This is a genomic window from Mycolicibacterium monacense (assembly GCF_010731575.1).
Lineage (GTDB): Bacteria > Actinomycetota > Actinomycetes > Mycobacteriales > Mycobacteriaceae > Mycobacterium > Mycobacterium monacense.
The window spans coordinates 1838514-1860720 of sequence record NZ_AP022617.1; the positions used below are offsets into that span (position 1 = coordinate 1838514).

At 69.2% G+C, this 22207-nt stretch carries 20 protein-coding genes; 14 read left to right on the forward strand and 6 right to left on the reverse strand.

What is annotated here, in order from left to right:
* Positions 1–11 precede the first annotated feature (11 nt).
* A complete protein-coding gene (locus G6N49_RS08670) occupies positions 12–698 on the reverse strand; it encodes an SDR family oxidoreductase (protein WP_011560192.1) in 687 nt (228 codons plus the stop codon).
* 166 nt (positions 699–864) lie between these two features.
* Between G6N49_RS08670 and G6N49_RS08675 the strand changes: the two genes are divergently transcribed.
* From G6N49_RS08675 to G6N49_RS08685, 3 genes are all read left to right on the forward strand, one after another.
* Entirely contained in the window at positions 865–1641 is a 777-nt protein-coding gene (locus G6N49_RS08675; protein ID WP_221222827.1) for an ABC transporter permease, read from the forward strand.
* A complete protein-coding gene (locus G6N49_RS08680) occupies positions 1638–2714 on the forward strand; it encodes a sulfate/molybdate ABC transporter ATP-binding protein (protein WP_011560190.1) in 1077 nt (358 codons plus the stop codon). Before G6N49_RS08675 ends, G6N49_RS08680 begins: the two co-directional genes overlap by 4 nt.
* 199 nt (positions 2715–2913) lie before the next feature.
* A complete protein-coding gene (locus G6N49_RS08685; protein ID WP_011855808.1) occupies positions 2914–3915 on the forward strand; it encodes an APA family fibronectin-binding glycoprotein in 1002 nt (333 codons plus the stop codon).
* Between the two features lie 482 nt (positions 3916–4397).
* On the opposite strand, the gene G6N49_RS08695 is transcribed toward G6N49_RS08685, so the two are convergent.
* Together G6N49_RS08695 and G6N49_RS08700 are read right to left on the reverse strand one after the other, a co-directional pair.
* On the reverse strand, positions 4398–5132 hold the full coding sequence (locus G6N49_RS08695; RefSeq protein WP_011855807.1) for a CPBP family intramembrane glutamic endopeptidase: 735 nt from the start codon (positions 5130–5132) through the stop codon (positions 4398–4400).
* A gap of 28 nt (positions 5133–5160) precedes the next feature.
* The gene (locus G6N49_RS08700; protein ID WP_011855806.1) at positions 5161–7581 is read right to left on the reverse strand and encodes a phosphoketolase family protein; all 2421 of its coding nucleotides are present in this window, start codon (positions 7579–7581) and stop codon (positions 5161–5163) included.
* A 181-nt stretch (positions 7582–7762) separates the two neighbouring features.
* On the opposite strand from G6N49_RS08700, the gene G6N49_RS08705 reads away from it, so the two are divergent.
* Positions 7763–9241, forward strand: a complete 1479-nt coding sequence (locus G6N49_RS08705) for an acetyl-CoA acetyltransferase (RefSeq protein WP_011855805.1) — start codon at positions 7763–7765, stop codon at positions 9239–9241.
* Here G6N49_RS08705 and G6N49_RS08710 read toward each other — a convergent pair.
* Positions 9234–10004 (reverse strand): SDR family oxidoreductase, encoded by a 771-nt coding sequence (locus G6N49_RS08710; RefSeq protein WP_011560184.1) that lies wholly within the window; start codon positions 10002–10004, stop codon positions 9234–9236. The two genes, G6N49_RS08705 and G6N49_RS08710, sit on opposite strands and share 8 nt — an antisense overlap.
* Positions 10005–10032: 28 nt before the next feature.
* Positions 10033–10953, reverse strand: coding sequence for a sugar-binding transcriptional regulator (locus tag G6N49_RS08715; RefSeq protein ID WP_011560183.1), 921 nt, complete (start codon positions 10951–10953; stop codon positions 10033–10035).
* Between the two features lie 184 nt (positions 10954–11137).
* On the opposite strand from G6N49_RS08715, the gene G6N49_RS08720 reads away from it, so the two are divergent.
* The 10 genes from G6N49_RS08720 to xypA are packed head-to-tail and all read left to right on the forward strand — an operon-like array spanning position 11138 to position 21476.
* On the forward strand, positions 11138–11755 hold the full coding sequence (locus G6N49_RS08720) for an SIS domain-containing protein (protein ID WP_235679503.1): 618 nt from the start codon (positions 11138–11140) through the stop codon (positions 11753–11755).
* Positions 11752–13233 carry a xylulokinase gene (gene xylB / locus G6N49_RS08725; protein WP_011855803.1) on the forward strand — a complete coding sequence of 494 codons (1482 nt, stop codon included), beginning with the start codon at positions 11752–11754 and terminating at the stop codon, positions 13231–13233. Before G6N49_RS08720 ends, xylB begins: the two co-directional genes overlap by 4 nt.
* On the forward strand, positions 13230–13880 hold the full coding sequence (locus G6N49_RS08730; protein WP_011855802.1) for a beta/alpha barrel domain-containing protein: 651 nt from the start codon (positions 13230–13232) through the stop codon (positions 13878–13880). Before xylB ends, G6N49_RS08730 begins: the two co-directional genes overlap by 4 nt.
* 1 nt (position 13881) lies before the next feature.
* Entirely contained in the window at positions 13882–14907 is a 1026-nt protein-coding gene (locus tag G6N49_RS08735) for an NAD(P)-dependent alcohol dehydrogenase (protein WP_011855801.1), read from the forward strand.
* On the forward strand, positions 14907–15674 hold the full coding sequence (locus tag G6N49_RS08740; RefSeq protein ID WP_011855800.1) for an SDR family NAD(P)-dependent oxidoreductase: 768 nt from the start codon (positions 14907–14909) through the stop codon (positions 15672–15674). The genes G6N49_RS08735 and G6N49_RS08740 overlap by 1 nt, the downstream gene beginning before the upstream one ends.
* Positions 15668–16711, forward strand: coding sequence for a zinc-dependent alcohol dehydrogenase (locus tag G6N49_RS08745; RefSeq protein WP_011855799.1), 1044 nt, complete (start codon positions 15668–15670; stop codon positions 16709–16711). Before G6N49_RS08740 ends, G6N49_RS08745 begins: the two co-directional genes overlap by 7 nt.
* A gap of 3 nt (positions 16712–16714) precedes the next feature.
* Entirely contained in the window at positions 16715–18256 is a 1542-nt protein-coding gene (locus tag G6N49_RS08750) for a sugar ABC transporter ATP-binding protein (RefSeq protein WP_011855798.1), read from the forward strand.
* Positions 18253–19281 carry an ABC transporter permease gene (locus G6N49_RS08755; protein WP_011560175.1) on the forward strand — a complete coding sequence of 343 codons (1029 nt, stop codon included), beginning with the start codon at positions 18253–18255 and terminating at the stop codon, positions 19279–19281. The genes G6N49_RS08750 and G6N49_RS08755 overlap by 4 nt, the downstream gene beginning before the upstream one ends.
* A gap of 42 nt (positions 19282–19323) precedes the next feature.
* Complete coding sequence (locus G6N49_RS08760; protein WP_011560174.1) at positions 19324–20373, forward strand: substrate-binding domain-containing protein; 1050 nt, start codon at positions 19324–19326, stop codon at positions 20371–20373.
* 47 nt (positions 20374–20420) lie between these two features.
* Complete coding sequence (gene xypA, locus G6N49_RS08765; RefSeq protein WP_011560173.1) at positions 20421–21476, forward strand: sugar ABC transporter xylitol/L-sorbitol-binding protein XypA; 1056 nt, start codon at positions 20421–20423, stop codon at positions 21474–21476.
* 79 nt (positions 21477–21555) lie between these two features.
* Here xypA and G6N49_RS08770 read toward each other — a convergent pair whose 3' ends face one another.
* Positions 21556–22173 (reverse strand): hypothetical protein, encoded by a 618-nt coding sequence (locus G6N49_RS08770; RefSeq protein ID WP_011768237.1) that lies wholly within the window; start codon positions 22171–22173, stop codon positions 21556–21558.
* Between the last annotated feature and the right edge of the window lie 34 nt (positions 22174–22207).

A 22207-nucleotide genomic window follows, 5' to 3' on the forward strand; every position in this document is an offset into this window, starting at 1 on the left:
ACCCTATCGGTCTAGCCGAAGTTCGCGAGCGCACCCCGGCTCACATGCATGGTCTGGCCGGTGATGTGGCGGGCCGCAGGCGTCGACAGGAACAGGGCCATCCGGGCGATCTCGGCGGCCACCGCGGGCGGGGTGCTCGACAGACCGTCGTAGGACGGTCCGGCGCTCTTACCGGTCGCGACGGCATTGACGGTGATCCCGCGGGTGCCGAAATGGGTGGCCTGCCCGGCGGTCCAGTCGGACAGCGCCGCCTTGATCGCGGCGTCGACGCTGCCCTCGCGGGCCTGGGCGATGACGACGTTCTCCGGGATGACGTTGACGATCGAACCGCCCGAGCGCAGATGGTCGCCGACGATCTGGACCGTCAGCACGGCCGACAGGACGGTGGTGTCCAGGGCGCGCCGCCAGGCGAGGGCGTGGTCGGCCAGGCTGAACGTGCGCGGATCCGCCGGGGGATACTGCGGCGCGGGCACGTTGACGAGGGTGTCGAGGTGGTGCGGGAACAACGAGCGGGCCTCTTCGACGCCGGCCGGGTCGGTGTTGTCGAAGACGATCGAGTCGACGTCGAGTTCCTTGGCGTTGATCTCCAGGTCCTCACGCCGCGCTCCGGCGATCACCACCCGGTGGCCGTCGTCGCGGAAACCCTCCGCGATCGTCCGGCCCAGATCGGTATCGCCGCCGGTGACCAGCACCTCCATCGCCATGACCTCCTCGTGTGGCTTGATCGCCGCGCGCGTGGGCCGCGATCGCCGTCGATGTTACTGGACGGTAGCTATCTCGGGTAATCCGACGCGCAGACGTTGCGGTATCCCCACCCTCCGGTGACCTAATGTGCATCGCGTGACCGTCACCGAAGGGTCCGCGCTGCCCCGGTGGATCTACGTGCCGGCAGTCGCCGGCGCGCTGTTCGTGGGCCTGCCGGTGGTCTCCGTGGCCGCGAAGGTCGACTGGCCGCGTTTCACCGCACTGGTGACCAGCGAATCGTCGGTGGCGGCGTTGGTGCTCAGCCTGCAGACGGCGGCCGCGAGCACGGTGCTGTGCGTGCTGCTGGGCGTGCCGATGGCCATGGTGCTGGCCCGCAGCCCGTCGCGGGCGGTGCGCGCGGTGCGGCCGGTGATCCTGCTGCCGCTGGTCCTGCCGCCGGTGGTGGGCGGTATCGCGCTGCTCTATGCGTTCGGGCGACTCGGGCTGCTCGGCCGGTATCTCGAGGCGGCGGGCATCCAGATCGCCTTCACCACGGCGGCCGTCGTGCTGGCGCAGACGTTCGTCTCGCTGCCGTTCCTCGTCATCGCCCTGGAGGGCGCCGCGCGGACCGCGGGCACCGACTACGAGGTCGTGGCCGCCACACTGGGCGCGCGGCCGTCGACGGTGTGGTGGCGGGTGTCGCTGCCGCTGCTCGCACCCGGCCTGGTCTCGGGTTCGGTGTTGGCCTTCGCGCGGTCACTGGGCGAATTCGGTGCCACGCTGACGTTCGCAGGATCCCGAGAGGGCGTCACCCGCACCCTTCCGCTGGAGATCTATCTGCAACGGGAGAGCGACCCGGACGCGGCCGTGGCGCTGTCGGTGCTGCTGGTCGTCGTCGCGGCGGTGGTGGTGGTCAGCCTGGGCAGCCGGCGGCTGCGGGCGCAGGGCTGGACGTGACCGGGCTGGCGGTGCGGGCGCGAGTGGAGCGCCGGGGTGTCGACGTCGAATTCGCCGTCGGCCGGGGCGAGGTGCTGGCGGTGCTCGGCCCCAACGGCGCCGGTAAGTCGACGGCCCTGCATGTGGTCGCCGGCGTGGTGCGGCCCGACGACGGCGTCGTGCGGGTCGGTGACCGCGTGCTCACGGACACCGCCGCGGGTGTGCAGGTGCCGACGCACCGGCGCCGGGTCGGGCTGCTGCTGCAGGACCCGCTGCTGTTCCCACATCTACAGGTGGCGGCCAATGTCGCGTTCGGGGCGCGCAGCACCGGTCGATCGCGCGCGAATGCCGTTGCGAGCGCGCGGCATTGGCTCGACGAAGTGGGCGCCGCCGACCTGGCCGGTCGGATGCCCCGGCAACTGTCCGGCGGTCAGGCGCAGCGGGTGGCGCTGGCGCGCGCGCTGGCCGCCGAACCCGAGGTGCTGCTCCTCGACGAACCACTGGCCGGTCTGGACGTCGCCGTCGCCGGTGCGATGCGTCGGGTGCTTCGCGAGGTGCTCACCCGGGACGGCCGCTCGGCGGTGCTGGTCACCCACGACCTGGTCGACGTCGCGACACTGGCCGACCGGGTCATCGTCATCGACGGCGGCCGGGTCGCCGAGGAAGGTCCGGCGGCCTCGGTGCTCGCCGCTCCGCGCAGCCCGTTCGGCGCCCGCTTCGCCGGGGTGAACCTCGTGACCGGCATCGCCGGGCACCGTGGCGTGGTGCGCGCCGACGGGGTGGACTGGCACGGCGTCCCCGCGGATGACGTGGTGAGCGGTGAACCGGCGGTGGCGATCTTCCGCCCGGCGGCCGTCGCGGTGTACCGGCAGCGTCCGCACGGGAGCCCGCGCAACACGGTGGAGGTCACGGTCGTCGAGGTCGACAGCAGCGGTCCGGCGGTTCGGGTGCGGGCGGGGGAGTCGGCGTCCGGCGCGCCCGGCCTTGCGGCCGACATCACCGCGGAATCGGCCGCCGAGTTGCGTCTGACGCCGGGGGACCGCATCCACATGGCGGTGAAAGCCCAGGAAGTCGCGCTGTATCCGGCGCCGTAACGGCCCGCGGTCCCCGTCCGATCCACTGGGCAGAACGTGTTTGGACGGCCCCGGGCGTGGCGGCCGCGAACTGACGTGCCCAGCAACCTCGTCCACCTGCTTTGATCTGCGCGCTCAGGCAGACAGCAATCACCGTTTTACTCACATTCACAGCAATTCACACTTGCGTCACGGCGGTAACACGGTAGTTTCTTTCACCATGGATGAGCCGGACGTGATGTCGACGCGACGCAGGGGCCTGTCGAAGACGCTGGCGATCGCTGCGGTGGCAGGCGCCACCGCAGCGGCCCTGGCGATGCCCTCGGTGGCCGGTGCGCAACCCGCACCCCCTCCGCCGCCCCCCGCACCCTCACCGGCGGCGCCGGCGCCGCCGCCGCCCGGTCCCGGGCCCGTCCCGCCGCCACCGCCTGCGGACCCGAATGCGGCACCGCCGCCCGCGGGCCAGCTTCCTCCGCCGCCCCCGGCGGATCCGAATGCACCGCCGCCGGCAGATCCGAACGCCCCGCCGCCGCCCGCGCCGGAACCGGGCCGTGTCGACAATGCCGCGGGCGGGTTCAGCTACGTGGTGCCCGGCGGGTGGAAGGTCTCCGACGCGACGAACCTGTCTTACGGGCAGGCGCTGCTGACCAGGATTCCGCCGGAGGGTGTCACCAACCCGCCGAACGACACCAGCGTGCTGCTCGGCCGCCTCGACCTCAAGCTGTTCGCGGGCGCCGAGACCGACAACACCAAGGCGGCCAACCGCCTGGCCTCGGACATGGGTGAGTTCTTCATGCCGTTCCCGGGGACCCGGGTCAACCAGTCGACGACTCCGCTCGACGCCAACGGTATGCCGGGCGTCGCGTCGTACTACGAGGTGAAGTTCACCGATACGAACAAGCCGAACGGCCAGATCTGGGCCGGTGTGGTCGGCAATCCGGTCGCGCCGGGCACCCCGCGTGGCCAGCGCACGCCGGAACGGTGGTTCGTGGTGTGGCTGGGGTCGGCCACCAACCCCGTCGACCGGGAGGCCGCGGTCACGCTCGCCAATTCGATCCGGCCGTGGGCGCCGCCGCCCCCACCGCCGCCGCCGGCGCCGGGCGATCCGAACGTGCCGCCTCCGCCCGCGGATCCGAACGCGCCGCCGCCGCGGCCCGAGGTGGGTGTCGCGGTTCCCGTCGCGCCGGAGAACGTACCGCCGGAGATGCGGCCGCAGGGCTGATTCCGAGGACGGTCCACATGCCTCGCGCCGATGCGCACGCAAGCCATCGGCGCGGGGCAATGCGGCACCCCGCGATTGCGGTGCACCGTTGTCAGATTCCCGCGCAGATCGACGGCACGAACGGAATGGGGATCGGTACGCAGGCCCCCACGCTGAAGTACGGCGTGATATCGCCGTTCCACGCCGGCGGCGGTGGGGGCGGTGGCGGCGCAGGAGGGGGCGGTAGACCGACGCAGGTGTTGGACGGCGCGTCGTACACCGTTCCGAATCCGCATTCCGTAGCGTTGCCGACTGCCGGCGAGATCAGAGCCACCGAAGCGAATGGCGCGATCGCTGCCAATCCGATGACTGCGCACCGGCGAACATTGCCTTTCATGTGGGCTCCCTTCGGTAGTCACCGAGCCCGACCCGTCAATGATAGAACCAGTGACACTTCTCCGAACCGTTATCAACGGGGGCGGTACCGCACCACACGGTGACGCTCAGGCCGACAGTTGCCAGACCAGGGCGGCGGCCAGCGCGCCCATCCCGTTCAGGGACCAGTGCAGCGCGATCGGCGCCAGCAGGCTGCCGCTTCGCTTGCGCAGCCAGGTGAACACGAAACCCGCGATCCCGGTCGCGACGACAGCGAGCACCACGCCGATCACGGTGCCCAGCACCCCGCCCCCGAACAGCCGGGTCAGGCCGACATTGCTGCTGGTCAGACCCAGCGACGTGGCGATGTGCCACAGGCCGAACAGCAGGGATCCGGCCGCGGCCACACCGCGGAACCCCCAGGCCCGGTTCAGCGCCCCGTGCAGCACTCCGCGGAAGGCCAGTTCCTCGGGAATCACGGTCTGCAGCGGGATCACGACCATCGAGGCGATCAAGGCGCCCGAGATCGTCGCGTAGTTGTTGTTCATGAACATCGGCCGTGTCCACGGCAGCAGGAGGCCGACGGCGATCACCGACAGCACCACGGCCACGGCGGCCAGGGCGTACCCGGCCCCCGAGCGCCAGTGCTCGCGCCCGAGTCCGAGTTCGGTCCAGCACAGTCCCCGCCTGCGGACCAGGATCAACAATCCGACCGCCGCTGCGGGCACGGTCGCGATGCTGGCCCAGGGCGTGGTGAAGTGCGCGATGAGGTTGGTGGCCGCCAGCACCGCCACAACAATGGCGATGTCGAGGTAGACCCGCATCCGGGGCATCGTCGACGGTTGGGCGTGAACGGCAGTCATCCGCGCCGATTCTACCGGCGCGAACCGCTCACCCGTTGTCGCCGGTGTCCTGTGCCATGGACTGGGTGCCGTCGGCACGGTAACCGCTGTCCCAACTCCATTCCGAGATCGCGGGGTCGTCCTCGCCGTGTTCACGGGTGTAGGCCCGCGCGGCCAAGCGCGCGTCGGCCATCTCCTGGCGCAGCCCGGCGGCCTTGGTGCCGAGGCTCTCGACGCGGTCGATGACGTCCATGACCAGATGGAAACGGTCGAGGTCGTTGAGCATCACCATGTCGAACGGCGTCGTCGTGGTGCCGCGCTCCTTGAAGCCGCGTACGTGCAACTGCTCGTGGTTGGCGTGCCGGTAGGCCAACCGGTGGATCAGCCACGGATATCCGTGGTAGGCGAAGATGACCGGCTTGTCGGTGGTGAAGATCGAGTCGAACTCCCGGTCGGACAGACCGTGCGGGTGCTCGGATTCGGGTTGCAGCCGCATGATGTCCACGACGTTGACCACCCGCACCTTGAGGTCGGGCAGCCGGCGGCGCAGGATGTCGGCGGCGGCCACGGTCTCGAGGGTGGGGATGTCCCCGGCGCACGCCAGGACGACGTCGGGTTCGCCGGTCGTGGTGCTCGCCCACTCCCAGATGCCCAGCCCCCGGGTGCAGTGCGCGACCGCTTCGTCCATCGTGAGGTACGTCAGCGCGGGCTGCTTACCGGCGACGATGACGTTGACGTACTGGCGGCTGCGCAGGCAGTGGTCGGCGACCGAGAGCAGCGTGTTGGCGTCCGGCGGCAGGTAGACGCGCACCACCTCGGGCCGCTTGTTGGCGACATGGTCGATGAACCCCGGATCCTGGTGTGAGGCGCCGTTGTGGTCCTGGCGCCAGACATGGGACGTGAGCAGGTAGTTCAACGAGGCGATGGGGCGCCGCCAACTCAGGTGCGCACTGCTGGACAGCCATTTGGCGTGTTGGTTGAGCATCGAGTCGACGATGTGGACGAACGCCTCGTAGCAGTTGAACAGGCCGTGCCTGCCGGTCAGCAGGTAACCCTCGAGCCAGCCCTGGCACAGGTGTTCGGACAGCACCTCCATGACCCGGCCCGACGGCTCGAGGTTCTCGTCGTCGGGGCTGATCTCCGCCATCCACGCCTTGCCGGTCGCCTCGAACACCGGCGACAACCGGTTGGAGGCCGTCTCGTCGGGTCCCATGATGCGGAACCGGTCCTGGTTGCGGACGATGACGTCGCGCAGGAACGTGCCTAGGACGCGGGTGGCTTCGGCGCTCTGCGACCCCGGTTCCTCGACGGGGACCGCGTAGTCACGGAAGTCGGGGAGGTCCAGATCGCGCAGCAGCAGACCGCCGTTGGCGTGCGGGTTGTCGCTCATCCGACGGGTTCCCTCGGGGGCGAGGGCCTTGACCTCAAGGATCAGACGGCCGTCGTCATCGAAGAGTTCCTCGGGGCGGTAGCTGCGCAGCCACTGTTCGAGCTGGGCCATGTGGTCGGCGTTGGTGTGGGTCTCCGACAACGGCACCTGGTGCGAGCGCCACGTGCCCTCCACCTTCTTACCGTCCACCTCGCGCGGGCCGGTCCAGCCCTTGGGCGTGCGCAGGATGACCATCGGCCACAGCGGACGGCCGGGTTCGGAGTCCAGCCGCGCCGCCCGCTGGATGGCGGCGATCTGGTCGAAGCACTCGTCGAGCGCGGCGGCCATCTGCTGGTGGACGTTGTCCGGATCGTCGCCCGCCACGGTGATCGGCCGGTACCCGTAGCCGTAGAACAGCGATTCGAGTTCCTCCTGCGGGATGCGCGCGAGCACCGTGGGGTTGGCGATCTTGTAGCTGTTGAGATGCAGGATCGGCAGCACGGCACCGTCGGTCACCGGGTCGAGGAACTTGTTCGAGTGCCAGCTGGCGGCCAACGGTCCGGTCTCGGCCTCCCCGTCGCCGACGACGCAGGCGACCACCAGATCGGGGTTGTCGAAGGCGGCGCCGTAGGCGTGCACCAGTGCGTAGCCCAGCTCGCCGCCCTCGTGGATGGAGCCGGGCGTCTCCGACGCCACATGGCTGGGTATGCCGCCAGGGAAAGAGAACTGGCGGAACAGCTTTCGCAGTCCGTCGGCGTCCTCGCCGATGTTGGAGTAGACCTCGCTGTAGGTCCCCTCCAGGTAGGCGTTGGCCACCAGCCCGGGACCGCCGTGTCCCGGGCCGGTGATGTAGATGACGTCGGCGTCGCGTTCGCGGATGATCCGGTTGAGGTGCGCGTAGACGAGGTTGAGCCCGGGGGTGGTGCCCCAGTGTCCCAGCAACCGCGGTTTGACGTGTTCGGCCCGCAGCTCCTCGCGCAGCAGCGGGTTGTCGAGCAGGTAGATCTGCCCGACGGACAGGTAGTTGGCGGCCCGCCAGTAGGCGTCGATGAGCCGCAGCTCCTCGTCGGACAGCGTGGGGGCAAGCGTGGTCTCACTCATTGATGTCCCGTCGGTGATCTGACTGCTCATGGCGAGCATTGTCATCGGGCATGGTGAACAGCATGTGAGTTCCTGGTACCCGGTTGTGTATCCCTTTATGTGCGCGCCGCGAGCGGTCGTGCACACTAGAGGCTTGACACCTGTCAACTCTGCCCGTCCGTCACCGTCCAGAGGAGCGTCGATGCCTTCGCCCGCCCACACCCCCGTGCTCGTCGGCTATGGACAGGTGAACCAGCGCGAGGACCGTCCCGACCTCGAACCCGTCGATCTGATGGAGGCCGCGGCGCGCGAGGCCGCCGACGCGCGGGTCCTCGAGGCCGTCGACGCCGTGCGGGTGGTGAACCTGTTGTCCTGGCGCTACCGCGACCCGGGACTGCTGCTGGCGCAGCGCATCGGCGCCGACAAGGCCGCGACCCGGTACACCGGCATCGGCGGCAACGTGCCGCAGAGCCTGGTCAACCAGGCGTGTCTGGACATCCAGTCCGGGCGCCACAACGTCGTGCTGATCGCGGGCGCCGAAACCTGGCGTACCCGAACACGGTTGCGCGCCAAGGGGGAGAGGCCGAACTGGACGCGCCAGGACGAATCGGTGCCGATCGCCGACGGCGCCGACGAGAACGTGCCGATGGCCGGTGACGCCGAGAACCGCATCCTGCTCGACCGGCCCTCCTACGTCTACCCGATGTTCGAACAGGCCGTGCGCATCGCGGCGGGTGAGACGCCCGACGAGCACCGGCGCCGGATCGGTGAACTGTGGGCGCAGTTCTCCGCGGTCGCCGCCGACAATCCTCACGCCTGGCGGCGCGACGCGCTGGCCGCCGACGCGATCTGGCAGCCGAGCCCGGAGAACCGGATGATCAGCTTCCCCTATCCGAAGCTGATGAACTCCAACAACATGGTCGACCAGGGTGCGGTGCTCATCCTGACCTCGGTCGAGACCGCCCGCCAGCTCAAGATCCCGTCCGAGCGCTGGATCTTCCCCTACGCGGGCACCGATTCGCACGACACCTACGCCATCGGGGAGCGTGCGGAGTTCCACCGGTCACCGGCGATCCGGATCGCCGGACAACGGGTGCTGGAACTGGCGGACACCGCGATCGAGGACGTCGAGCTGATCGACGTGTACTCGTGTTTCCCCTCGGCGGTCCAGGTGGCGGCGACCGAACTCGGTCTGCCGGTGGGCGACCCGGCGCGACCGCTCACCGTGACCGGCGGCCTGACCTTCGCCGGCGGCCCCTGGAACAACTACGTCTCACACTCCATCGCCACGATGGCCGAACGGCTGGCCGCCAACCCGGGACAGCGCGGCCTGATCACCGCGAACGGCGGTTATCTGACCAAGCACAGCTTCGGGGTCTACGGCACCGAACCGCCGCAGCACGAATTCCGTTGGGAAGACGTGCAATCCGAGGTGGACCGGGAACCGACCCGCACGCTCGCCGTGGAGTGGTCCGGCACCGGCACCGTCGAATCGTGGACCACGCCGTTCAACCGCGACGGTATCCCCGAGAAGGCGTTCCTCGCGGTGCGCACCCCCGAGGGTGCGCGCACGCTCGCCGTCATCCACGACGCGCAGGACGCCGCGGCGACCGTCGAGGGCGACATCGCGGGTGCGGCGGTGACGGTGTACGCCGACGGTACTGCGCGCCTGGCTATTTGACGGTGTAGCCGCCGTCGACGACCAGGTCGGCGCCGGTGACCATCGCGGCCGCGTCGGAGGCGAGGTAGACCGCGGCGGCGGCGATCTCGGGCGGGTAGGCGAACCGGCCGATGGGGATCAGCTTCTTGAGGGCATCGCCGCGCGGTCCGTCCCAGGCCTTGTGGCCCAGTTCGGTGAGGACCACCGTGGGCGAGATCGTGTTGACCCGGATGCCCCGCCCGCCCCATTCGGCGGCCAGGACCTTCGACACCCCGACCACCCCGAACTTCGACGCGCAGTACGCCACGTGCTGGTCGAGTGCCACGGAGGCGGCCTGAGACGCCAGGTTGACGATGCTGCCGCCACCGTCGGCCAGCATGCGGCGGCCCACCGCCTGGCACATCAGGAACGTGCCCTTGAGGTTGATGTCGATCGTCGACTCCCAGTCGGTGAGCGTGAGGTCCTCGGCGGGCGCCAGCCGGGCCACCCCGGCACTGTTGACCAGGATGTCGATCCTGCCGAAGGTGCCGGCCACGGCGTCGACGGTCGCCGCGACGGACGCGGGATCGCTGACATCGCAACGGAATCCCGAACTCTCGGTGGCCAACGCCGCGGCGTGCGCCTGTGCACCGGGTTCGTTGAGGTCGGCCACGGCCACGCGGGCGCCCTTGGCGGCGAACGCCGATGCGATCGCCGCACCGATGCCCGATGCGCCGCCGGTGACCAGTGCGACCTTCCCGGTCAGTGAGAAGTCGAGATCCACGGTCATTTCGGCGTCGGTCATGTCGTCCTTTCCTGGGGGAGTACGGGATTCAGTTCAGTACCGCGGCGGCCACGTCGATGTCGGTGACCAGAGACGAGACCAGCCCGGACCGCAGGACCGCACGGGTCGCGTCGATCTTCTCGGGGCCGGTCGCGAGCGCGATCCTCGTCGGGATGGACCGCAGGGTGTCCTCGGCGATCCCCATCCGCCGCTCGTCGAGGCCGGGGACGCGGTTGCCGTCGGCGTCGAGCAGCAGGGCGCACGTCTCGGCGCAGACACCGGCGGCGTCGAGTGCCCCGATCTCCTCGGGCGTCAGCGACTGGTACACCTGTGAGGCGCCGGGACTCCAGGCGCCCACGGAGATGATGGCGCAACTGACGTCACGGTGCCGGGCCACCGTCTCCTGCAATTGCTGGTTGCCGCTGAGGCTTTCGGCGGTGCGCGCATCGGGCACCACGAGCGGCACGTACATCGGCCAGGAGCGGCCCCCGCTGATCTCGCTGATCCGGCGGACCAGGTCGGCCCCGTTCGAGGTGATCGCGCCGGCCATCCCGGTGAGTTGGACGACATCGCACGGCGGCAACGACGTCAGGTGCGCGGCGATGTGGGTGAGCGTGCGCCCGCAGTCGACCCCCACCACGTCGCCGTTCCGCAGGATCGACTGCAGCAACTCGGCCATCGCCTTGGCCACGGCTTCGATGCGGTCGGCTGCGGTGGAGGTGTCGCACGCGACGGCGTAGGCGTGTTCGAGGCCGTAGCGGCGCTGCAGTTCGGTGGACAGGTCGACGTCGACCGCGCCGGGGTTGTGGATCTTGATCTCCACCATCCCGGATTCGAGGGCCTCGTCGAGCATTCGCGCGACCTTGAACCGGGAGAGTCCGAACTCCTCGGCGATCTGGATCCTCGTCCGCCCCTCGAGGTAGTAGCGGCGCGCGATCACCGCCCGCTGGAACAGCTCGTCCGGTCCCATGGCGCCGCCTCCTCAGCAAACCCCGAGCAGCGTGCACATATGTGCACCCTCGTTGACATATGAGCATAAGCCATTGCATGATCCAGACCACAACCCCTCATATGAGTAGCTCATCCAACAGATGAGCGGACCTTGATCTGACCCGGGAGGCGGACACTTGCGCGTGGGACCGGAGGACGCCGGCTTGACGGCCCTCGCAGGCGAGGTGCTCGCTCGCGAAGCCGACGCGGTGTCCGCACTCGCCGGAACCGTCGAGGGCGGTGTCGTCGCGGTCGCCCGCCGACTGCTCGACGTGACCGGCAAGGTGGTCACCACCGGCTCCGGGACGTCCGGGATCATGGCCGAACGCCTGGCCCATCTGCTGTCGGTCTGCGGCACTCCGGCGGTCTACCTGCCCGCGATGGACGCCCTGCATGGCGGCATGGGGGCGGTGACCGCGCACGACCTGGTGCTCGCGATCTCGAAAACCGGGCGGTCGGCCGAATTGACCAGGCTCACCGAACGTCTGGTGGACCGCGGCGTCGACGTCGTCGCGATCACCGAGGATGCCAAGAGCCCGTTCGCGCTGGCCGCCACCCAGGTGCAGGCGTTGCCCCGCACCCCGGGTGACGCCGACCCGGGCGGCATGATCGCGCTGGCCAGCACGCTGGTGGTGGGCGCGTGGGGTGATGCGCTCGCGGTCGTGTCGATGACCCTGCGAGGGCGCACCCTGCACGACGTCGTGCACAGCCACCCCGCGGGCGGAGTCGGCGCGCGCGGGCATCGCCCGGGTGACGAATCGGCACCGGTGGTGCGGACATGACCGCCGTCCTGGGTGTCGACTCCTCGACGCAGTCGTGCAAGGTGGAGATCCGCGATCTGACCACCGGAGAGCTCCTGGGGTGCGGTTCGGCCCCGCACCCGCCGGCGTTTCCGCCGTGCAGCGAACAGCATCCGCTCGACTGGGTGTCGGCGTTCGTCGCCGCAACCCGGACCGCACTGGCCGACTGCGCCCGCCCACCCGCCGTATGCGCGATCTCCGTCGCCGCGCAGTGTCACGGTCTGGTACTGCTCGACGATCACGGCAACCCCCTGCGCGCCGCCAAGTTGTGGAACGACACCACCGGCGCCCCCGCACTGCGCGCGCTGGCCGACCGCATCGGTGTACCGTCCTGGATCCGCCGGACCGGGTCCGCACCGACCGCCGCATTCACCATCGCCAAACTCGCGTGGGTCGCCGAACACGAACCCGAGGTGCTCGACCGGGCGTCGACGATCCTGCTCCCGCACGACTACCTGACCTACTGGCTGACGGGGCGGCCGGTCACCGACCGCTCCGAGGCGTCGGGCACCGGGTACTTCGATGTCGAAACCGGACAGTGGATCACCGAATACCTCGACTTGGCCGGTGGTGCCCGCGACTGGCCGTCGATGCTGCCGACGGTGCTCGCGCCGTGTGAGCCCGCCGGGGCTCTGCGGCCGGCCGCGGCGGAGATCCTCGGTCTCGACGGTGACGTGGTCGTCGCACCCGGCGGCGGTGACCAGCACGCCGCCTACCTCGGTCTCGGTCTGCGCGACGGCGACCAGTACATCGGCATCGGCACGTCCGGTGTGGTCGCAACCTCCTCGCGCACACCGGTTTTCGACCCGCGCGGCATGGTCGACGGGGTCGCGGACCTGACCGGGGGCTACCTGCCGCTGGTGAGCACGCTCAACGCGGCACGGGTGTCCGATGTCGCCGCCCGACTCCTGGGCACCGATCTGGTCGACCTGGCCGACCTGGCGCTCAGTGCCGGGGAGACGCAGGGGCCCGTGCTGGTGCCGTTCCTCGACGGTGAGCGCAAACCCGACCGGCCCGACGCCCGCGGCGCGTTCGCCGACCTCACTTCCCACACCACCCGCGCAGAACTGGCGCGAGCATTCGTGGAGGGGCCACTGCTGTCGCTGATGAGCGCACGCGACAGCCTGCGCGCGTGTGGCGTCGACGTCGGCGGCGCCGCCACCGCGGTCGGCGGCGGCGCCCGCTCACCGGCCACGCTGCAGTTGCTCGCCGATCTGCTCGACGACGAGGTCACCGTGCTCGACACCGATGAGGCGACCGCGCGCGGGGCCTGTGTGCAGGCCGCCGCCGTCGCCACCGGACGCGACGTCGCCGGGTTGGTCGACGTGGCCAAACAATGGCAACCCGCGGTGCGGCACCGGGTTTCGCCGCGACACACCGGACGCGACCTGGACGCCCTGCGGGCGCGGTGGGCGCAACTGGCGGCGTCACCCCTGCTGGAGAACGGAATCCGGCCGTGAACGCCGCCGCGCTGCTGGCGCCGTGGCACCGGGAGTTCCCCGGCCGCCTCGCCGGATCCGTGTACGCGGTGCCGCCCGCCGCGCGCGCTTCGGCGGCCAGGGCCATGTACGAGGCCGGACTCGGCGTCCACGTCGACATGATGGCCGAGGGCGAAGGTCTGCCCGCAGGCGTCGGATTGAGGGAACTCGAGGAGATCGCCTGCGCGGTCCCGTCCGGATTCGACGTCCACCTGATCGGCTCGCCCGCCTTCGTCGACGCCGCACTGCCGCGGGTCCTCACGTATGCGCCGGCGAAGGTCTTCCTGCCGTGGGCGGCGTTCAGCGAGGAGCGTTCGGCCGCGATCCGCGCCGCAGGAGGATCGGCCTGGGTGGCGCTGTGGCAGGAGTGGGACGCACTGAGCGAGCCCGAACCGCGCTGGCCCGCCGCGCCCGACGGGGTGCTGGTGATGCTCATCGAACCGGGCACCCGTGACCGGTGCCGCGTCGAGCGACTGGCGATCGTGGCCGCCTGTGCGGCCGGGCTTCCCGTGATCGTCGACGGCGGGGTCACCGAAGACGTTGCGCCGCTGTGTGTCACGGCCGGCGCCGAAGCGATGGTGGTCGGACGGGCGTTGCTCGCCGGCACCGCGTACCGAGAGGGAGCATGAGATGACAGAGACCGTTGACGGCACCATGCGTGCCAGCGTGATGACCGGGGTCGGCACGCTGCGGATCGAGGAGCGGCCGGTGCCGTCTCCCGGACCGCACGAGGTGCTCGTCGAGGTGGCCGCGGTCGGGGTGTGCGGTTCGGATGTGCACTACTACCGTCACGGCCGGATCGGCGATTTCGTCGTCGAGGAGCCGATGATCCTCGGCCACGAACTATCCGGGCGGATCGCCGCCGTCGGTGAGGGCGTCGATCCCGGACGAGTGGGTGAGCGCGTCGCCGTCGAACCACAGCATCCCTGCCGTCGCTGCAAGCAGTGCAAGGCCGGCCGGTACAACCTGTGCCCCGAGATGAAGTTCTACGCCACCCCACCGATCGACGGCGCGTTCTGCCGTTACGTCGTCATCGACGACGACTTCGCCCATCCGGTGCCCGAGTCCATGTCCGATGACGCCGCCGCGCTGCTCGAACCGCTCTCGGTGGCGATCGCCACGATGCGGAAAGCGGGAGTGGTCCCCGGATCCACCATCCTGATCGCCGGCGCCGGTCCCATCGGCGTCATCTGCGCGCAGGCCGCCCGAGCCTTCGGTGCCGCCCGCATCGTCGTCACCGACCTGGTTCCGTCGCGCCGGGAGATGGCGCTGAAGTTCGGCGCCACGGAGGTGCTGGATCCGGCCGCCGTGGACGTCTCGGCGATCGAACCCGTCGACGCGTTCGTCGACGCCACCGGCGTACCCGCGGCGGTGGTCAGCGGTATCAAGGCCGTCGGCCCGGCGGGCAGGGTGGTGCTGGTCGGGATGGGTGCCGATGAGTACGCGCTGCCGGTCAGCCACATCGCGAACCTCGAGATCACCGTCACCGGCGTGTTTCGGTACACCGACACCTGGCCCGCCGCAATACATCTCGTGAACTCCGGCGCGGTGGATCTCGACGCGATGGTGACGGGCCGCTACGACCTCGAACACGTGGCCGACGCCCTCGACAGCGACACCGACCCTGCCAGCCTCAAGTCGATTGTGAACCCCTGATGACGCAGAAGAACCCCTTTGACCTGACCGGCCGCACCGCACTGGTGACCGGCGGCAACCAGGGCCTCGGCCGGGCCTTCGCCTTCGGGCTGGCCCAGGCCGGCGCGACGGTGGCCATCTCCGGTCGCAGTGCCGAGCGCAACGCCAAGGTCGTGGAAGAGGCCGCCGCGGAAGGCTTCGCGCTGCACCCGATCACCGCCGACATCACCCGCCAGGACGACGTCGACCGGATGACCGCCGAGGCGATCTCGGCGCTCGGCCACCTCGACATCCTGGTCAACAACGCGGGCACCTGCTACCACGCCGAATCGTGGGACGTCACCGAGGAACAGTGGGATTCGGTGTTCGACCTCAACGTCAAGGCGCTGTGGGCATGTTCGCTGGCCGCGGGCGCGCACATGCGCGAACGCGGTAGCGGTTCCATCGTCAACATCGGGTCGATGTCCGGGTTGATCGTCAACCGACCCCAGATGCAGCCCGCCTACAACGCATCCAAGGCCGCGGTGCACCACCTCACGAAATCGCTTGCCGCCGAATGGGGTCCGTTGGGCATCCGGGTCAACGCCCTGGCGCCGGGATACTGCAAGACCGAGATGGCACCTGTCGACAAGCCGGAGTTCAAACAGCACTGGATCGACGACACCCCGATGCTGCGCTATGCGATGCCGGAGGAGATCGCACCCAGCGTCGTGTTCCTTGCCAGCGACGCCGCCTCGTTCATCACCGGTTCGGTGCTGGTCGCCGACGGTGGGTACACGGCGTGGTGACGCCGACACCGAACCGCCGGGTGGTGGTGTCCTCGCTCGACGACGTGGTCGTCGAGACCGAGACCGCCGACACCCCGCGGCCCGGTGAGGTGCGGGTCGGCACGTCGCTGGTCGGCATCTGCGGCTCGGATCTGCACGCCGCGTGCGGCAGACACCCGTTCATCGACCTGCCCTACCGCCCCGGGCACGAGGCGGTGGGCGTGGTCGACGCCGTCGGGGCCGGCGTGGACGAATCCTGGCTCGGTACACGGGTGACCATCGAACCGAACCTCGCCTGCGGGCACTGCACCCAGTGCCGCGCCGGCCGCTACAACATCTGCCGGGAACTGCTGGTGTTCGGCTGCCAGACCGCAGGGGCGCTCGCCGACTCGTTCACGATCCCGGTCGACCGCGTCGTCGCCCTGCCCGACGAACTCGACGACCGGCACGCGATCCTGATCGAACCGCTCGCCACCCCGGTGCACACCGTGCGGCGGGCGGCCGGACTCGTCGGAGACCTTCGCGACCGCGCCGTCGTGGTGATCGGCGCCGGACCCATCGGGCTGTTCACGCTGCTGGCCGCCCGGCACGCCGGGGCCAGGGTGGTGGTGGCCGATCTGCTGGAGTCCAAGCGGGCGCGGGCCGAACGTCTCGGCGCCGTCGGCAGTTTCGACCCCACCGGCGACGATGCGGTCGCCACGGCCCAGCGGCTGCTCGGCGGGCCTGCCGCCGTGGTCGTCGACTGTGTGTCGCGCGAGAGCACGGTGGCGCTGGCGGTGGATCTCGTCGACAAGGGCGGTGCGGTCATGATCGTCGGTGTCGCCGAAGGGTCCACACCGGTGCCGCTCGGACTGATCCAGGACCGCGAACTCGCCCTGGTCGGCAACCTGATGTACGTGCGGGAGGACTTCACCGCCGCGATGGACCTGCTGGCCTCCGGCATCGTGCCGGTCGACGAGATCATCAGCGCCGACTTCGATCTCGACCACGCGGCGCAGGCTTTCAGCGCCTCGGCTGATCCGGAGAACGTCAAGGTGCTCGTGACGGTTGGGAGTTGAGCGATGGCACAGGCACTACTCGAATGCACTGACATCGAGAAGAGTTTCCACGGGGTGCCGGTCCTCAAGGGGATCACCCTGAACCTGCAGCCGGGCACGGTGACCGCGCTGGCGGGTGAGAACGGCGCAGGCAAGTCGACGCTGATGAAGATCATCAGCGGTCAGTACACCGCCGACCATGGCACCGTCACCGTCAAGGGCAACGAGCTCGCCTCGGGGAACACCAAGGACGCCGTCAAGCACGGGGTCGCCATCGTGCCGCAGGAGCTGGCCTCGATCGAGGACATGACCGTCTACGAAAACCTCTTCGTGGGACGCGAACTCACCGTCGGCCCGTTCCTGAACCGCCGGGCCATGATCGCCGAGGCGGGCGATGCGCTCGCCGTTTTCGGCGTGAGCATCCCGCCGACCGCGCGGATGGGAAGCCTGCCCGTCGGCCTGCGCCAGATCGTCGAGATCGTCAAGGCGGCCCGCACCGGCGCCCAGGTGGTGATGCTCGACGAACCGACCTCGGCGATCTCCGAGCGTGAGGTCGAGGGTCTGTACTCGATCGTGCGGCGACTGCGCGAGCAGGGCGTTGCGATGGTGTACACCACCCACAAGATGGCCGAGATCCGCGCCATCGCCGATCGGGTCGTGGTGCTGCGTGACGGCGGGCTGATCCTGGACGAAACGATCGACAAGGTCTCCGACGACGACATCGTGACCGCCATGATCGGCCGCGAGCTCGAGGCGCTGTTCCCCGAACGTCCGAAGCCCACCGACGAGACCGTGCTCGAGGTCAAGGGTCTGCAGGTCGAGGGTGCCTCCGAACCGGTGTCGTTCACCGTCCGGGCCGGTGAGATCGTCGGGTTGGCCGGCCTGGTCGGTGCGGGACGTACCGAGCTGCTGGAGGCCGTCTTCGGGGCCCGGCACAGCACCGCGGGCGAGATCCTCGTCCGCGGCAAGCTCGTCAAGCGCAACGCTCCGGCCGCCGCCATCGCCGAAGGCATGGCCATGGTGCCCGAGGACCGCAAGCTCTCCGGAGTGGTCCTGTCGATGAGCGTGCTGGACAACGGTTCCCTGCCCCGGCTCTCGGCGTTCTCCGTCGCCGGCTGGCTGCGCGCCAAGGCGCGCACCACGGCGGTGTCGGACGTGATGAAGTCGGTGCGGTTGCGCAGCCGGAACCTGTCCCAGGAGGTCGGCACGCTCTCCGGCGGCAACCAGCAGAAGGTCGTGCTGGCCCGCTGGCTCACCGGCAAGGTCAACGTGCTGCTGCTCGACGAGCCCACCCGCGGCGTCGACGTCGGCGCCCGCAGCGAGATCTACCGCATCATCACCGAATTCGCAGGGCAGGGCATGGCTGTGCTGATGGCGTCCTCGGACATGCCCGAAGTCGTCGGTCTCTCGCACCGGGCGTTCGTCATGCGCGACGGCGCCGTGGTGGGAGAACTCGACCGCGACGCCCTCGACCATCCGGAGGTCCAGGAGTCGGTGTTCCGGCTGGCGACCGCGCTGGAGGCCAGACCCGATTCAATGCCCACGAACCAGGAGGCAGCATCTTGAGCACCAAGGAAGACATCGCACCGGAATCCGGAGGCGCCGTCGTGGCGTCGCCGATCACCGGTGAACCAGTGAAGCTGTTCTCCCGGGAATGGCTGGGCGCCATGGCATTGCGCTACGCCATGTTCATCATCCTGCTGATGGTGATCTTCTACTTCAGCTACCGCAGCGCCCGGTTCTCCACCGTCGAGAACCTGATCACCATCCTGGTCGCGGCAGCGCCGTTCGCGCTGATCGCACTCGGCCAGACACTGGTGATCCTCACCGGTGGTATCGACCTCTCGGTGGGCAGCGTCATCGCCGTCTCGGCCATGGCCGGTGCGGCCACCGCCAAGGCCAACCCCGGCCAGGTCTGGATGACCGTGCTGGTGGCGATGGGGGTCGGCCTCATCGTGGGCTCGCTCAACGGGATCATGGTGTCGCGCCTCAACGTTCCGCCGTTCATCGCGACGTTGGGCACCCTGACCGCCGGCTCGGGTGCGGCGTACGTCATCGGCGGGGGCGCGCCGATCAACGGTCTGCCCGCGGAGTTCGGCTCGATCGCCAACACCAAGATCCTGGGCCTGCAGATCCCGGTGCTCCTGATGATCATCGGCATCATCGCGCTGGCCGTCATCATGAAGCGCACCACCTACGGCATGCGCGTCTACGCCGTCGGTGGCAACCGGAACGCCGCCGAGATCGCGGGTATCAACGCCAAGAACGTGCTGTTCAGCGTGTACGCGTTCTCCGGTCTGCTCGCCGGCCTGTCCGGCGTCATGCTGGCCTCCCGAGTGATCTCCGGACCGCCCAACCTCGGCCAGGGTTACGAACTGGACGCCATCGCGGCCGTCGTCATCGGTGGCGCCAGCCTGATGGGAGGGCGAGGCACCATCTGGGGAACCGCGTTGGGCCTGTTGATGATCCAGACGCTGAACAACGGCCTGGACATCCTGGTGGTGCCCGCGTACTGGCAGGACGTCATCAAGGGTGTGCTCATCGTCTCCGCCGTCGCCATCGACGTGTGGTCCTCGAAACGGCGAACCTGACACCAAGATCCGGCGACAACCAACCACGAGAAGAGAAGGCACATGAAACTGGGGACAAAGACGTTCGCCATCGCCTCCGCGGCTGCGCTGGGCCTCGGCCTGACCGCCTGCGGGGCAGGTGACACCGCCGCCAACGGCGACAGCACCCGCATCGGCGTCACGGTGTACGACATGAGCTCGTTCATCACCGCAGGCAAAGAGGGCATGGAGGCCTACGCTAAGGACAACAACATCGAGCTGGTCTGGAACTCGGCCAATCTCGACGTGTCCACGCAGGCCAGCCAGGTCGACTCGATGATCAACCAGGGTGTCGACGCGATCATCGTCGTTCCGGTGCAGGCGGATTCGCTCGGACCCCAGGTCGCCTCGGCCAAGGCCAAGGGGATTCCGCTGGTGCCGGTCAACGCCGCGCTCAACAGCCCCGACGTGGCCGCCAGCGTGCAGCCCGACGACGTGGCGGCCGGTGAGCAGGAGATGCAGATGATGGCCGACCGCCTCGGCGGCCGCGGCAACATCGTGATCCTGCAGGGTCCGCTCGGGCAATCGGGCGAGATCGACCGCACCAAGGGCATCAACAACGTGCTGTCCCGCTACCCCGACATCAAGGTGCTGGCCATCGACACCGCGAACTGGAAGCGCGACGAGGCCGTCAACAAGATGAAGAACTGGATCTCCGGCTTCGGCCCGCAGATCAACGGCGTGGTCGCCGAGAACGACGACATGGGCCTGGGTGCGCTGCAGGCGCTCAAGGAAGCCGGCCGCACCGACGTCCCGATCGTCGGCATCGACGGGATCGAGGACGGCCTCAACGCCGTCAAGAGCGGTGAATTCATCGGCACCTCACTGCAGAACGGCACCGTCGAACTGTCCGCCGGCCTGGCCGTCGCCAACAAGCTCGCCAAGGGTGAACAGGTCGACACCAAGCCGGTGTACGTCATGCCCGCCATCACCAAGGACAACGTCGACGTCGCGATCGAGCATGTCGTGACCGGGCGGCAGCAGTTCCTCGACGGCCTGACCGACCTGACCGACAAGAACCTCGAGACCGGTGACATCGCCTACGAGGGCATCCCCGGTCAGAAGCAACCGTGATCGCCGAATCCAGTGGTTCCAACCGAAAGAGAGCGAGACAACAACAGATGACACTGACAACGAAGTTCGGTGCGATCGCCGCCGCCGGGGTGCTGGGCCTCGGGCTGACGGCCTGCGGCGCCGGTGACACCGAAGCCAACAGCGACACCACCCGCATCGGCGTCACGGTGTACGACATGAGCTCGTTCATCACCGAGGGCAAAGAGGGGATGGACACCTACGCCAAGGCCAAGAACATCGAACTGGTGTGGAACTCGGCCAACAACGACGTCTCCACCCAGGCCAGCCAGGTCGACTCGCTGATCAACCAGGGGGTCGACGCGATCATCGTCGTTCCCGTGCAGGCGGATTCGCTCGGACCCCAGGTCGCCTCGGCCAAGGAGAAGGGCATCCCGCTGCTGGCGGTCAACGCCGCGCTGGAGACGCCGGATCTGGCGGGCAACGTCCAGCCCGACGATGTGGCCGCCGGTGAGCAGGAGATGCAGATGATGGCCGACCGCCTCGGCGGCCGCGGCAACATCGTCGTCCTGCAGGGTCCGCTGGGCGGGTCCGGTGAGATCAACCGCGGTAAGGGCATCGACAACGTGCTCGCCAAGTACCCCGACATCAAGGTGCTGGCCAAGGACACCGCGAACTGGAAGCGCGACGAGGCCGTCAACAAGATGAAGAACTGGATCTCGAGCTTCGGCCCGCAGATCAACGGCGTGGTGGCCCAGAACGACGATATGGGCCTCGGTGCCCTGCAGGCGCTCAAGGAGGCCGGCCGCACCGACGTCCCGATCGTCGGCATCGACGGAATCGAGGACGGCCTCAACGCCGTGAAGAGCGGTGAATTCATCGGCACCTCACTGCAGAACGGCACCGTCGAACTGTCCGCCGGCCTGGCCGTCGCCGACGCCCTGGTCAAGGGTGAGGACGTCAAGACCGATCCGGTCTACGTCATGCCCGCGATCACCAAGGACAACGTCGACGTCGCGATCCAGCACGTGGTGACCGAACGCGGCAAGTTCCTCGAGGGGCTGGTCGAGTTGACCGAGAAGAACCTCGAGACCGGCGACATCGCCTACGAGGGCATCCCGGGCCAGGAGCAGCCGCAGCCCTGACCCCGTTCGCCGAATGTGAAGCTGTTGCGAATTATCGGCCGATTCTTCGCAGTGGTTTCACATTCGGCGCTTCAGGGCGCTACCGCGTGGTCGTCGTCGGCGGCGCGACCACGGCGCCGGCGGGCACGTCGGTGTACTGCGGTGCGAAACCCTCCGCGGAGAAGGTGAAGCCGCGCCTGCTGCGTTCGCTCACGCAGGACACCCCGGAGGCTTCCTGGACGTTGCACCGGAATCCGGCCACCGCCAGGATCTGGTTGAACTGGAGTACGCCTGCCGTTGCGGAATCCGGTCGGAACGGGGCGCCCTCGAGCGCGACGAACGCCGGCTCGCCGTCGCGGGTGATCACGATCGCATTCGGTGCGGTCTGCTCACCGGCGGTGTCGGTCACGGTCTCCGGCGCCCCCTCGATACCCAGCGCCGCGCCGTCGGCGGCCTGACAACCGGCCTGCACCCGCGGCACGACCGCGCACTCCCAGCGCCCCGAGGGCGTGGTGAAGAAGTACTGGGTGAACCCGTCGACCGGGGCCCCGAAGTGGAACGCGTTGACCAGGTTGGCGCTGTTCAGCGGTGGTGGGGTCGCGGTGGACGACGCCGACACCGCGGGTCCGGCGTCGTCGGTCGTGACGACCGCGGGTCCGGTGCAGGCGGCCAGTGCCACCAGGGCCAGTGCTGCCGGGATCACGGTTGATGTGCGCATGTCGGTGTCCAAGCGTGCCGCAAGCGGTTCGGGC